The organism is Oceanospirillum sanctuarii (assembly GCF_002150805.1).
Taxonomy (GTDB): domain Bacteria; phylum Pseudomonadota; class Gammaproteobacteria; order Pseudomonadales; family Halomonadaceae; genus Oceanospirillum; species Oceanospirillum sanctuarii.
This window is the reverse complement of sequence record NZ_MTBA01000001.1, coordinates 804,817-819,619: the sequence shown is the minus strand read 5'-3', so window position 1 is coordinate 819,619 and position 14,803 is coordinate 804,817. Positions and strand designations below refer to the sequence as shown.

Annotated in this window: 7 protein-coding genes; 6 read left to right on the top strand and 1 reads right to left on the bottom strand. The window is 48.6% G+C overall.

Going from position 1 to position 14,803, the window contains the following annotated elements:
• Window positions 1-50 precede the first annotated feature (50 nt).
• On the bottom strand, window positions 51-1,964 hold the full coding sequence (locus tag BV405_RS03385; RefSeq protein WP_086479423.1) for a PhoX family protein: 1,914 nt from the start codon (window positions 1,962-1,964) through the stop codon (window positions 51-53).
• Between the two features lie 296 nt (window positions 1,965-2,260).
• Here BV405_RS03385 and BV405_RS03380 point away from each other — a divergent pair, with 296 nt between their 5' ends.
• The 6 genes from BV405_RS03380 (at window position 2,261) to BV405_RS03355 (ending at window position 14,797) form a co-directional block, all read left to right on the top strand.
• Window positions 2,261-6,211 (top strand): PAS domain S-box protein, encoded by a 3,951-nt coding sequence (locus tag BV405_RS03380; protein WP_086479422.1) that lies wholly within the window; start codon window positions 2,261-2,263, stop codon window positions 6,209-6,211.
• Between the two features lie 112 nt (window positions 6,212-6,323).
• Window positions 6,324-9,980, top strand: a complete 3,657-nt coding sequence (locus BV405_RS03375; protein ID WP_086479421.1) for a bifunctional diguanylate cyclase/phosphodiesterase — start codon at window positions 6,324-6,326, stop codon at window positions 9,978-9,980.
• Between the two features lie 245 nt (window positions 9,981-10,225).
• Window positions 10,226-11,428 (top strand): methyl-accepting chemotaxis protein, encoded by a 1,203-nt coding sequence (locus tag BV405_RS17960; protein WP_086479420.1) that lies wholly within the window; start codon window positions 10,226-10,228, stop codon window positions 11,426-11,428.
• A 22-nt stretch (window positions 11,429-11,450) separates the two neighbouring features.
• Complete coding sequence (locus BV405_RS03365; protein ID WP_086479419.1) at window positions 11,451-11,816, top strand: response regulator; 366 nt, start codon at window positions 11,451-11,453, stop codon at window positions 11,814-11,816.
• 33 nt (window positions 11,817-11,849) lie between these two features.
• Window positions 11,850-14,282 carry a chemotaxis protein CheW gene (locus BV405_RS03360; RefSeq protein ID WP_086479418.1) on the top strand — a complete coding sequence of 811 codons (2,433 nt, stop codon included), beginning with the start codon at window positions 11,850-11,852 and terminating at the stop codon, window positions 14,280-14,282.
• Between the two features lie 2 nt (window positions 14,283-14,284).
• The gene (locus BV405_RS03355) at window positions 14,285-14,797 is read left to right on the top strand and encodes a chemotaxis protein CheW (RefSeq protein ID WP_086479417.1); all 513 of its coding nucleotides are present in this window, start codon (window positions 14,285-14,287) and stop codon (window positions 14,795-14,797) included.
• The last annotated feature ends 6 nt before the right edge of the window (window positions 14,798-14,803 follow it).

The window sequence follows — 14,803 nt, the reverse complement described above, 5'->3', positions numbered from 1 at the left end:
GGCAGCTTAAAGCTGCCCTTGAGAGGTATTGAATGGACTAAAGTTTTGACTTAAGTGCCGATAATTCCGCCGTCTTCACGCTGGATCATAATGACCGATGAGCGGGGTGTATTCTGGCCACCATCCGGGAAGTGAGAGGGTTGCAGATCTTCCCCAGGGTGCTGAACGCCGACAAAGAGTGTGCGATAGTCTGGTGTAAATGCAAGGCCGGTAATCTCGCAGGCAACAGGGCCTGTCAGGAAACGGCGAATCTCACCACTTGCAGGGTCTGCGCACAGCATTTGGTTGTTCCCCATACCGGCAAAATCACCCTTGTTTGAGTATTTGCCATCGGTCTGAATCCAGAGGCGTCCTGCGGCATCAAAACCCAGTCCATCAGGACTGTTGAACATGTTGTCCTTATTGATGTTTGCTGAGCCGCCATAAGCGGTGTCGCCATGAACTTCCGGGTTGCCCGCCATCACGAACAGATCCCAGTTAAAGCCGGATGCTGTGTGATCATTGTTTTCAGGCTGCCAGCGAACGATCTGGCCGTAGTTATTTTTCGCGCGAGGGTTAGGGCCGCCAATCGGCTGGCCTTCTTTACCACGGTTCTTGTTGTTGGTCAGGGTGCAGAAAACCTGTTGTCCTGATGGATGGACTGCAACCCATTCCGGGCGATCCATAGTGGTTGCACCAACCTGTGTGGCCGCTCGGCGGGCAAATACCAGTACTTCGGCCTGGTCGGCAAAACCGTTTTCCGGAGTCAGGCCGTTTTTACCAAAGGTCAGCTCAAGCCATTCGCCGCGACCGGCAACTTTGCCCGGCTCGGCATCAAAGCGGGCAACATACAGCGTGCCTTCTTCCAGAAGATCACGGTTGGCAGCCTGATTATCCGGGTTATAGCGGTTCTTCGAGACAAACTTATAAAGGTGTTCGCCCCGTTGATCATCGCCCAGATACACCACAACATAGCCATCCTTATTGATGGTTAGTGCTGCATTTTCATGCTTGAAGCGGCCCAGTGCGGTGCGTTTCTTCGGTTTGCTGTCCGGATTTTGCGGATCAATTTCAACAACCCAGCCGTGTCGGTTAGGTTCCTGTGGGTTAAGTGACAAATCAAAGCGGCTGTCGTGTTTGTGCCACTGATAACCCGCGTCTTTAGCACCGATGCCATAACGTTTCGCATCGGATCCCAGATCAACGGATGAATCACTACCAAAATAACCGTTAAAGTTTTCTTCGCAGGTCAGGTAAGTACCCCATGGGGTTTGGCCGTTGGCGCAGTTGTTAAAAGTGCCGAGAACTTTGGTGCCGGATGGATCAGCAGATGTTTTCAGCAGATTGCTGCCAGCTGCAGGGCCGGTCAGCTCCATTGGCGTATTGGCATGGATACGACGGTTGAAGCGGCTGTCTTTAACCACTTTCCAGCTGCCGTTGACCTTGCGGATTTCAAACACAGAAACTCCGTGTGCTGCCTGTGCTTTGCGAACATCGCTAGGGGTCATCTGTTTACCCTGATGCGGGAACAGGTACTCATAGTTGGTGTATTCGTTGTTGATCGCCATGATGGCGCGATCTTCCGACAGCGGAAAAAAGCTCATGCCATCGTTGTTATCGCCAAATTGACGTTCCTGATCATAGGCGTTGTTTTTGCCGCCATTGATAAACTCTGCTGCGTCTGAGAACAGAGGGTCGCCCCAGGAGATCAGGCGTTCCCAGCGGTAGCCATCAGGAACTGTGATGGTGTCCGCAGTAGAAGCCGGGATCGCTTTAAAGCCAATTTCAGGGCTCATCGCTTTTGAACTGGCCGAACCAGAACTCATGCCCAGTGGTGTGCAGCCTGCGGCCAGAGTGCCCAAGCCAAGCAGGGCAGCGCCGCCCATAAACTGACGGCGACTTAGGCCTTCTTCAATAATTCGGGTAAATTCCGGTGTGTCGGTTACCGGATGGTTCAGATCATCCTGCTGTTCAAAATTGCTCATGTTTCAGATCCATGTGGTCGTTTGATTTTTTATCTCTGATGTGCAGTCAGAACTTGATATGGATCATTAAACTAAGGATTGAATGTAACAATGCTGTGACAGCAGGATGACATTTCAATCATTTCCTGTCTTTCACAATATCCTCATAAAATCCGAAAGATAAGTTATATTTCAATGACTTCTTGGGTGTTGCTTAATAGGCTACAATTCCCGTGTATCTGCCCTATGATTAATTTATACCTGTGTGTGCCGAACGATTTCAGGGGTGTTTGGGCTGGGCCAACAAGGACTGAATTTTGTCAAAGTTCACTTTTAATATTCCATGGACTAAGTTCTATGCGTTGCTGCTGGTCTGCGGCCTGTTGAGCATCACGGCGTACAGTAGTTATAGTCACCTGCAATCCCTCTACTATGAGCGGGTTGAGCAGAATCTGAAAAGTCAGATCGGCACGCTTCACCAGAGTCTTTCTGCCTGGGGGCGGTCCAAAAGAAGCTATGTCTATTCCTGGGCGCGTCAGCCAGAGCTGAACCGCCATGTCCGTGTGATCACCGAAGGTCAGGGGGAATCCCTTAAAAAGCTGAGCCAGTTCGCCTTAGGGGATTACCTGCGCCCTGTTATCTCGGATCCTGAAATCAGGCACTTTTATCTGATTGGACCCGGAAATACGATTCTTGCCAGTGATGACCCGGAACGCCTTGGTTTAACCACTCCGTTGATGGCCTTTCCTTACCTGTTGAAACAAGCCTGGGGTGGGCTGGCGGTAATTACTCATCCGGTAAGGTTGATGGGGCAGGATGAAGCTTCTGTTTATGTGGCGGCGGCGGTAAAGGACTCCTCAAGCAAGCCGGTTGCGGTGTTGGTTTTTGAAGTCGATCCCACGGTGAGCTTTAATCAGGTGTTTCGTAAGTCGGCATTTTCAGAAACCGGCGAAGCTTACGCTTTTAACCGTGAAGGCATCATGCTGACGCCGGGCAGAAGCGATCATCAGGAGGTTTTGCCTTCAGTTGAAGCTTCTGGTGGAACTCTGTTGGGTGAGTTGGCTGAGGGCACAGCAACCAGTCATGAAAAGACACCTCTGGCCGCCAAAATCGGCAGCAAGAATTTCGAACTCTATGTTCGCGAGCCTTTTTCCGGGCGAGATCATGAGCAAAAGATTGGAGGTTGGATCTGGGATACACAATTCCAGATGGGGCTGGCGATGGAGCAGTCTGCCGAAGAAGGTCTGAAACTTCTGCGTAAGATGCAGTGGATTTTCCTCAGCTTTTTAGGACTGGTTATCCTGATCAGTCTCAGTTTCTTTTTTATCCTTTCTTATTGGGCCGCTTCCCGGAGCCGTGAAGAGCAGCTAGCCCGAGAAGCGCTTACTGAAGAGCTTCAGAGCATGCATGAGAGCAATACGCTCGAAATCGCTGACCGTGAAGCCAAGCACCGGGCAATTATTGATACTGCATGGGATGCCATTTTTACCGTAGACAGCCGTGGTGTCATTTTGAGTGGTAATCCTGCTACCGCCCGTATTTTCGGTTGCTTGCAGGACAAACTGGTTGGGCATCTGCTGGAAGACTCTATCTGGCTGGAAGGTCGGGAGCGTTTGACCGCCGATTATCTGGCCAGTGTCAGTGGGCAGGCGATTGAGGCGACCGGGATTCGTGCGGATCGCCGTACTTTTCCGGTGACAGTATCCATATCTCAGACGCAAACCAGTCGCGCCTCCTTCTTTACCGTTATCGTGCGGGATATCAGTGAGCAAAAAGCCTCTGAAGTTTCTTTGCTGAATGCCCAGAAGCGACTTGAGATGAGTCAGTCATTTGCGTTTATTGGCACCTGGGAGTGGGAGGTTCGCACAGATCAGGTGACAGCGACAGAGATGGCGCTTCGCCTGAATGGTCTTGAGACGGACCGAAGTCCTGTTGGTTTGGGTATCTTCTTCAGTCGTCTGCAGGCTGATGACCGCTCAGAATTAAATCGTGCGATACATGCGTCTATCGGTTCGCGTGAGTCATTTTCCATTGAGTGCCGGATTGAGGGTGACCTGCATCAGATGGAGTGGTTACTGATTCAGGGGACGCCCCTGCAGGAGCAGGGTTCGGTTAATCGCATTATTGGCCATATTCAGCGTATTACCGAGCGTAAGGCAGGAGAAAAGGCGCTTCTTGCCACGCGAAATATGCTGCGTCTGGTGTTGGATACGATACCGATTGGTGTGTACTGGAAGAATACCAATCTGACTATTGCCGGGGTAAACCGTAAGTTTTGTGAAGATGTTGAGCTGCCAGAGGAAGCGATCATCGGCAAGACGGAAAAAGATATCTACGTTAACAAAGAGCAGGCCGCGTTGGTTGAGCGTCTTGACCGGGCGGTTGTTGAATCGGGTTTACCGATCGTCAGTGGTAGCGGTCGCTACTATATGAATAACGGCAAGCTGCGTTATATCGAGATTAATCGCCTTCCGATTCAGGATCAGGATCATACAACGCTGGGTATGCTTGGGGTTTATACCGATGTTACTGAGCGCTTGGAAACCCAGAAAAGCCTTAAACGGCATCACCAGTTGTTGGCTTCTATTTATACCTCTCAACTGCGCTACTTCGCTGGTGATGATCGCCGGCAGATCTTCACGACGTTGCTTGATGAGGTTTTAAGTCTTACCGAAAGTGAATACGGTTTTATCGGTCAGGCGCTGTTCAAAGCCGATGGAGCACCCTATCTGAAAACCTACAGTATTACGGATATCTCATGGGATGAGGAGACGCAGGCGCTCTATCAGAAGACCCGTAACGATGGCATGGAATTCCACAATCTGGAGACCTTATTCGGATATTCGCTGAAGACCGGAGAGTTGGTTATCAGTAACGACCCAGCTTCAGACTCTCGTGCCAAAGGGCTGCCGCACGGGCATCCGGTCATGAAATCCTTTATGGGGGTCCCTCTGATGAAAGGAGAGCAGTTGGTGGGCATGATCGGTATTGCTAACCGTCAGAATGGTTATGATCAGGAGTTGGTGAGCTTCCTGCAGCCGATGTTTACCACTTGCTCGAATCTGATTGCGGCAATTGATAGCGATGCCCGTATTGTTGCCGCTCAGCAACAGTTGATCCGGGCGAAAGATTCCGCGGAAAAAGCCAGTAGGGCAAAAACCGAATTTTTATCCCGTGTCAGCCATGAATTAAGAACTCCGATGAATGCGATTCTGGGCTTTACAGGGTTGCTTTCGGATCTGATTTCGAATGAAGAGCAAAAAGGATTTATCGGCGAAATCCAGACTGCCGGTGGTCACCTGATGAGTCTTATTAACGAAGTTCTGGATCTGGAGCGGATCGAAGCAGGGCGGATTGATCTGCAGCCAGAACAGGTTTCATTGAAGAACTTGTTGGAAGAGTGTTGTTCGGTGACACATCAATTGGCGGCAGCAAGGGGGATCGTTATTGAGATTGATGCTAATGGTCAGCCTGATGCTGAGGTTTATGCTGATGAAGGGCGTTTGAGGCAGATTATTCTCAACCTGTTGTCCAATGCGATTAAATACAACAAACCCCAGGGTTCTGTAGCAGTCCTGATTCATCCTGAGGTTGATGGAAAGGTTTGTCTGGATGTCAGGGATACCGGCGTCGGCATGTCGGAAGAGGAGTTGTCTCATCTTTTTGAATCCTTCAACCGTCTGCATGCTGAAAACAGTGAGATTGAAGGCGCGGGGATGGGGCTGGTGATTACCCGACAACTTGCAGAGCTGATGAAAGGAAGTCTCGATGTTTCCAGTGTTAAGGGAGAGGGCACATGTTTCTCTCTGTGCCTGCCTGCAGCTAAAGAGGCGGATGAAGAAGTTTCAGGTTTGATTGGTCATGCTTCAGCTAACCAGAGGGTTCTGGTTCTTAGTTCGCGGGATTCAGTGGATGATTGTTGCCCTGAATTGGAGCAGCTTTTGGTGGGGCTTGACCTGGAGTTTGTTGATACCGGTATCTGTTTTCTTGAGGCGGCGCTCCAGAATCCCTATCAGCTAATGATCTGTGATTCTGAAATCAGTGATCTGCCGCTCCATGAGTTGCTGGGTTACCTTGCGGATGCCGATGCATTTTCAAAGGCACCTTTGCTGATTATCTCGCCGTCTGATTATTGCGTTTCTCTGGATGGGCAGGGCTTGTCCGAAGAGCAGCTGTCGATGATTTTTCAGCATTCAAAGGGGAGTTCTCCGTCAGAAGTGGTTCAGGAATTGCTTTGTTTTCCTAATCAGGATCAAGATTCCAACTGACAAGTCTGAATTAACGATGAAGAAAGTATCACTTACTTTTTGATTTTGTTAGGATTTTGCTTCAGAACAGGATGAAATCACTCTTCTCGCATAGATAATTAAGGCTTCCTTTGTGAACAGTCGTGCCTATCTGCTTAATTGGTTTATTGCCGCTTTGGCGACTCTTGCCGTTATCGGGAGTGCCGTCTATGTCGAGTCCTCTTATCTGGAGCAACTGCGTCAGAAGCGAGTTTTAGAGACTCGTGCGCGTATCTCTGAAGCGGGTGCAAGTATCGAAAGTGTCATTCGATCCAATCTTGCCAGTATGCAGGGTTTGGCGGCTTACCTCTCCATTAAGCCGGAAATCTCTCAGGTTAATTTTGCCGATACCGCTAACCTGTTTCTCAGCAATAACTCTATGGTGAATACGGTTTATCGTATCTCCAGTGAATTCCAGTACACCCATCGTTATCCTGATGCTATCAATCTTGATCTGCTGGATAGCTTTATCAAAGTTGATACTCAGGATTTTGCAATTGCCCGTAAAGCGGTCGAAACCGGTGAGGTGTTTATCTCGGGACCGGTGACAGAGGCTGATGGGATCGATTTTCTGCATATCTGGTTGCCGCTGCAGGGCAGTGGGCGTCAGCATCGCACCGCTCTGCTGTTTTTTCCCATCTCTCTGAATCAACTCTACGAAACATCTGGTCTTGAGCAGCTCTCGAAAGAGATGGAGATTGCGGTTCGCTCGGTACGGGATAACAAGCCTGCGACTGTGTTTTATGGCTCGCCTTCCCTGTTCAGTGTTTCAGATATTACCTACAGTCTTTCCTTGCCTGGTGCTCAGTGGCAGATTGTTGCTGGGATTAAGCGTGACACCTTTGTTGAGCGCTCTTCTCGTCTCTGGATTCAGATGGCGGCGGGGGTGTTAATCGCCATTATTTTCGTCATCCTGTGGTTGCGTCTTAAAGAGCTTAAAGCGGTAGGTTTAATTGAGAATCAGCAGTTGATGCTGGATCAGGCTCAAAGAGTGGGGCGAATCGGTAACTGGTCCTGGAATATCACTAAGGACGATATTTTCTGGTCTGATGAGGCTTACCGTCTGTTCGGGCTTGAAAGAGGCGATCCTTCCCTCAAAAAAAATGGCTACATGCAGTTTGTGCATGAGGATGACCGGCCAATAGTTGAGTCTGCTATCGAAGAAGCGATGAGTCGCGGTGGCAGGTATCAGGCTGATTTTCGTCTCATGCGTGCAGATTTTGATCAGCGCTGGGTGCACTCGGAAGGTTTTGTCGAGTTGAGCGCAGACAGAAAGCCGATTCGTGTGTTCGGAACTTTTCAGGATGTGACGTCCAGTCGGAAAATTGAACGAGAGCTGAAGCAGCGGGAAGCACAGTTATCTGCCATTACCGATGCGGCGCAAAGTCTGATCATGATTACCCGAGCCTCTGATGGCAAGGTGTTGTTCTGTAATCCTTCCTCTAAACGCATGCTGGGGATTGAGCCTGAAGCGCTTCTGGGACGGTCGATTGTTGAGCTTTATCCTGCGCCGGAAGATCGTCAGGAGGTTTTGCAGAGGGTTGAGAAAGATAAACAGCTTAGTAATTACACTCTCAAACTTCGCCGTGTCGATAATGGGCAAATCACTACTTTTCTGATCGGTCTGCAGCTGATTCGGTTTGAAGGTGATGACTGTTTTGTTGTCGATATGGTGGATATTACCTCCATGTTGGAGGCTCAGTCGGCACTGGCTGAGAGTGAAGAAAAATTCCGTCTTTTTGCTGAGAATGTTCCCGGTATCTTCTGGCTAGCTCATCCTGATGCACAGGATGTTGAGTTTTTAAGTCCCGGTTATCAGGCGATTACCGGTATGCGCTCAGATTTTGTGCTGACTGGTGGTGAGTGCCTGTTTGCTAATGTGGTTGAGGAAGATCGCCATCTTCTCTCCGGTATTTTTGAAGTCTCGGAAAAACCGGTTCAGCTTGAATTCAGGATTCAGCATCCTGATGGAAATACCCGCTGGCTGAGAACCCTCTCTTTCGCAACTTACGATAATTCCGGTGAAGTAAAGAATATTGCGGGCTTTGGAGAAGACATCACCGAAGCATATTTGAGTAATCAGCGAATTAAGCTGGCGGCATCGGTATTCGAAAGCACTGCAGAAGCCATTGTTGTTACCGATGCTGATAATCGGATTGTTTCGGTCAATGAGGCTTTCACCCGTATCACCGGTTATAAGTCTGAAGATGTGCTAGGACGGAATCCTTCAGTGCTGAGCTCCGGTAAGCAGTCTGCCGACTTCTATTCTGTGATGTGGCAAAGCCTTCAAAGCACCGGTAGCTGGCAGGGTGAGGTCTGGAATCGTAAGAAAGATGGTGGCCTTTATGTGGAGTGGCTCTCGATCACAGCCCTTAAAAACCGCTTTGACGAAGTGGAGAACTATGTAGCGGTTTTCTCGGATATCACGGATCGCAAAGAAAAAGAAGAGCTGATCCGCTATCAGGCGAACTATGATGCGTTGACAGGACTGCCAAACCGGGTGCTCTTCAATGACCGTCTGACTCAGGCGATCTCTTCAGCACGGCGCTATCCGAAGGATCGCGGTGCTCTGATGTTTATCGACTTGGATCACTTTAAAGAAGTGAATGATACCTTAGGCCATGAAGCTGGCGATAACCTGTTGAAGATGGTTGCCGAGCGCCTGAAAAAATACACCCGTGAATCAGATACTGTGGCTCGATTGGGTGGTGATGAATTTACGGTAATGTTGCCTTCTATCGCGGCGATTGAAGATGTTGGCAAAGTTGCTGAAAAGATTATCGAGTCGCTTTCCAAGACCTTTGATCTTAATGGTAAAGCAGCGCATATCTCGGCCAGTATCGGTGTAACAATTTTCCCGGATGATGGTGAAGAACTGACCCGAGTGCTGCAAAACGCGGATCAGGCGATGTACGCTGCTAAATCTGCTGGGCGTCACACTTATCGTTTCTTTACACCTCTGATGCAGCAGGAAGCGGAACGTCGTCAGCTGCTACAGAATGACCTGCGATCCGCGCTGGAGAATCGTGAGTTTGAGCTTCATTACCAGCCTGTGGTTGATCAGCAGGGGAGAGCAGTTAAGGTTGAGGCTTTGGTGCGCTGGAATCATCCTCAGCAGGGGCGTGTACCCCCGGATCAGTTTATCTCTTTGGCCGAGGAGACCGGGCTGATCATTCCTTTGGGTGGCTGGGTCTTCAATCAGGCGGTTTCAGAGATTTCCCGCTTGAGAAAGCAGTATCCGAGTCTTGGGGTTGCGATCAATCTGTCATCTAAGCAAATTGGAACTGATGAGCCTCATGTTGAGCACTTTGTTGATATCGTTCAGCAATATGACCTGCCTACAGAGTTCGTTACCCTTGAGGTTACCGAGTCTCTGTTTCTTGATCCGGGTGGTGATTCTGTCGATAAGCTCAATCGTTTGCGGGGGCAGGGTTTCGAAATTGCGATTGACGACTTTGGGACAGGCTATTCCTCATTAAGTTATCTCAAGCAATTACCGTTAACGACGATAAAGATTGATAAGAGTTTTGTTTCTGATCTCGATAAAGATCAGGGTGACCGTGTTTTGGTTGATGCTATCTTATCGATTGCACAAAGCATGCAGTTAAGTGTTATCGCCGAAGGTGTTGAGACAGATGCTCAGTCAGATTATTTGGTAAAAGGCGGTGCTCAGATGCAACAAGGTTGGCTTCATGGTAAGCCTATGCCTTATGAAGAATTGGCTGGCTGGCTTAAAGAAAATCTAAAGTAACGCTTTTTTCTTTACCACAATCGAGTATATTTGAACTAAGCTGAAAAAGTGCTGCAGAATCAATGACAAAGTGGATGTTTTAAACGCGACTAAAGTACAGTGTTAGGGCTTTTGTTCGCGACTAAGGTGTAGCCTTATAAAACAATCTGTTACTGCTAATATTTGTTATTGATACATTTTTTATGCGGGTTTAATATTTGTCAGCCCGGTAACGGTGCGCTTTATTTAGAGTACAGGAGTTATAAATGGGTCATCGTACATCTACTGCCGGAGCTGTTAACGTTTCTGCTGCTTCATTGGTCTCTGGCTTTGTTGCTGCGCTTGTTATTTGGGGTGCAGGTAGCCTTCTATCATTAAATTCACATCTTGTTTTTGTCATTTCCATTATTGCTGCTTTGGTTGCAATCTGGTTGATGAATCGCACGTCCAACGTGGTGGATTCATCCGTTAATGCTGCTCCAGTGCTCGCAAGGCAGACTGCTGATACTTTTAACACCTTTTCCACCAGTCTTTCGGTTGAATTCAAAGAGTCCCGCGAAGAGATTCTTCAGGTTAAAAATCTCCTTGATACCGCTATTGGTCAGTTGATTGAGAATTTTACTCAGGTTCATCAGAAAACCCAGGAGCAGCAAGCTCTGACTAATCGTATTACTCAACATATGTCCGCTGGGGAAGATGTTGATTCGATCTTCTCAGGCTTTATCCATGATACAACTGAAACCTTTGAGATCTTCATGGATAACGCGGTTCAGGCAAGTAAATTTGCTATGGGGCTGGTGGAGATTATGGACGATATGGCCAGTAAAATTGGCGGCATCGTTAAACTTCTCGATGAGATTGACGATATTGCTGATCAGACCAACCTGTTAGCTCTGAACGCAGCAATTGAAGCTGCAAGGGCAGGCGAGGCCGGTCGGGGCTTTGCTGTTGTGGCCGATGAAGTTCGTTCCTTGTCGAAGAAAACAACGCACTTTAGTGACCAGATCCGCTCGTTAATGACAGACCTGCACAGCTCATTTTCAAATGCTGATACGTCTATTCAGCGAATTTCGTCTGTGGATATGGGCTTTGCCAGTGAGTCTAAGCGCAGAATCGAGCAGGTTTTGGAGCAGCTTGAGAGAATTAATCACGAGTCTTCAGAGGCTTTGTCTTCCCAGAGTATTCTGGCTGCTGAAGTTGAAGAGAATATTCAGCAGGCCACAACAGGTCTGCAATTCCAGGATATGACCAGTCAGCTGCTGGATCACACAGAAACGCGCCTGGATGCGATTCATGATCTGATGGATGATCTGGCGCACCTTACAAAAGAAGATAGTGCCCGCACAGCGGAAGAGATTTTACTGCATATTCGCGAGAAGCTTCAGGAAACTCGCACAAAGATTGATAACATGAAACATAACCCGGTTGCTCATGGAAACATGGATTCCGGGGACATTGAACTATTTTAATGATTAGGTGGTGGAGGAACTTATGGCCAAGAAAATTCTGACGGTGGATGACGCAGCCTCAATTCGTCAGATGGTGGCTTTCACTCTCAAAGGTGCAGGGTATGAAGTGGTAGAAGCTGTCGATGGACAGGATGGTCTGAATAAGGCCAAGTCCGGACAGTTTGATCTGGTCCTGACGGATCAGAATATGCCGAAAATGGATGGTCTGACATTGATTAAGTCACTGCGGACTCTTCCTCAATACAGCCGTACCCCGATTTTGATGCTCACCACTGAATCCAGTGACGATATGAAGGCGAAAGGTCGCGCTGCCCGCGCAACCGGTTGGCTGGTTAAGCCGTTTGATCCGGCGAAACTTCTGGAAGTTGTTAAGAAAGTACTGGGCTAATTTGCTTTAGGCAACAGAGACGGATGGTGCGTAATGTCATTTGATTTAAGCCAGTTCAATCAGCTGTTTTTTGAAGAAACTGCTGAGCATCTCGCGACAATGGAGAGCCTGATGCTGAATATGGATGTTCAGTCACCCGATATGGATGACCTGAACGCTGTATTCCGTGCTGCACACTCCATTAAGGGGAATAGCGGTACCTTTGGCTTTAATGACATGACCGCCGTCACCCATGAATTGGAAACTCTTCTGGATCTGGTTCGTAAGGGTGAAACTGATCTGACAGATGAAATGGTGGACGTCACCCTGCAGGCTGGGGACGTTCTTGGTGGAATGCTTGAGGCTCATCAAAACGGTGAAGAGCCTGATCAGGAGCCCGCTAAAGCCGTTATTGAAGAACTGAACCGTCAGCTTGCGATTGCTAAAGGTGGTGACTTTCCTCAATCAGAGCCTCAGTCTGGCCAGACCTTTGCTGAAGAACTTCCTCCACAGACTGAAGCTACTCAAAGTGCCCTGACTCAATCCTATCTGATTCGTTTCCCTGCTCCCGATCAGGAGCTGGATATGTTGTTCGATTCTTTAAAAGAGCTGGGTGATCTGACGATTATCGATGCCCCTTCCGAAGATTCGAATGACTGGCTGTTCTCGCTGCAAACCGATTCTGCGAAGGATGATCTGAAAGATCTGATCACCTTTATGGTTCCGGAAGATAATCTTTCCATTGAAGAAGAGTTGTCTGCGGATGATGGCAGTTTTGGCTTTTTTGAAACGGTTGGTTCTGATGAATCATCGGACGATGATGTTGGATACGGCTTCTTTGATGATCTGGAACTTTCGGATGATAAAGCCCCGCAAGCGGCTGCTAAGGAAGATGACGATCCGGGTTTTGGCTTCTTTGATGATGAGCCTGAAGAAGCGTCGTCTGACTCATCCGATAAGAAAGATTCAACCCAGCCCGACTCAGATAAATCAGATGCTGATCCAGGATATGGTTTCTTTGATGAGCCTGAAGAGTCTTCCGCTAAAGAAATGTCTTCGTCCTCTGACAAAAGCTCAGAGAAAGAGCAAAAGTCAGACAAAAGTGATCAGGGAACCGAGTTTGATGGCTACGGCTTCTTTGAGCCACTGAAGAACCAACCGGCTGCGAAACAGGAAAACTCATCGGCCAAGTCCGCTGATAAGCCTGCTCCTGCTAAGGTTGAAACGGCCAAGAGTCGATCAGCTAAACCGGCTGCCGCAGCTGCGGTAAAAGGGGGGGGGGCGGATTCATCTATTCGGGTGAGTGTTGAGAAAGTTGACCAGCTGATTAACCAGGTTGGCGAGCTGGTGATTACTCAGGCGATGTTGGCTCAGATGGCTTCTGAGGTCGATCCTATCCTGCATGAAAAAATGGCCAACGGCCTGGCTCAGTTGGAGCGTAATACCCGAGATCTGCAGGATTCGGTGATGTCGATCCGTATGATGCCGATAAGCATCGTGTTTAGTCGTTTCCCCCGGGTTGTGCGTGATCTGGCTGGTAAATTGAATAAGAAGGTTAAGCTGGAGATGGTGGGTGAAAACACCGAGCTTGACCGAAGTATGATTGAGAAGCTTACCGACCCTCTGACACACCTGATCCGCAACAGTCTTGATCATGGTATCGAGTCTCCGGAAGCCCGTGCTGCTGCTGGTAAAGACCAGACCGGCACCATTCTGCTGCGAGCATCCCATCAGGGTGGGAATATTGTTGTTGAAGTGCAGGACGATGGTGCAGGCCTGAACCGCGAGCGAATTTTGTCCAAAGCTCAGGAGAAGGGCATTGCGGTCTCTGAGAATATGCCGGACTCAGAGGTATGGCAGCTCATTTTTGCTCCAGGGTTTTCCACTGCTGCTGCGGTAACTGATGTATCAGGCCGTGGTGTAGGTATGGATGTTGTAAAACGAAACATCACCTCGCTGGGTGGGCGTCTTGAAATTGAATCGATGGAAGGAATCGGAAGCCGTATCAGCATCCGCTTACCACTGACCCTGGCGATTCTTGACGGTCTGCAGGTGGCTCTGGGTGACGAGATTTATATTGTACCTCTGACCAGCATTATAGGTTCGATGCAGCCTGATCCGAACGACATCAAGACGGTCTCTGGAGAAGGCGCTGTTATCAATGTCAGAGATGAGTATCTGCCGATTATTAAGCTGGGTGAGCTGCTGAACATGCCGGCTGAGTTTAATGACTACGAGCAGGGCATTATGGTTGTTCTGGAATCGGACGGTAAACGGGTTGGCTTGTTTGTCGATGATCTCGTCGGCCAGTCTCAGGTTGTGATTAAGAGTCTTGAGGCAAACTATCGGAAAGTTGATGGTGTGTCTGGTGCCACAATTTTAGGAACAGGGCGGGTAGCTCTGATTCTTGATGTAGAAGAATTGATCAGCATGCATAAGAAGCGTGCGAAGAAGAAGCCTAGCGGCATGCTGGTACAAGGGGTTTGAGCATGGCAGAACAGATAGCTGAAAATCAGGATAACAGTGAATACGGTCGTCTTTTGGGGCAGGAGTATCTCACTTTCTCCCTTGGGGATGAACATTATGCTGTCGATATCCTTAAGGTTCAGGAGATCCGGGGTTATGGTGCAGTAACAAAAATTGCTAATGCCCCATCGTTCATCAAAGGTGTGATCAACCTGCGTGGTGTGATTGTGCCGATTATCGATTTACGGATTAAGTTCAATCTTGGCAAAGCACATTACGATGAATTCACCATCGTCATCGTACTTAATCTTGCGAATCGTGTTGTTGGTATGGTTGTTGACGGTGTATCTGATGTTGTTTCTCTGGCGGGAGACGAGATTAAGAATCCACCGGATTTTTCAGCCAACTTTGATTCGGAATACATTCTGGGCCTGGCTACTGTGGATGAGCAGATGCTTATCATTGCAGATATTGAAAAGCTGATGTCCAGTGAAGAGATGGCTTTAGTCGATAAAACTCGGGCCAGAGCTGAGTAACAGCGG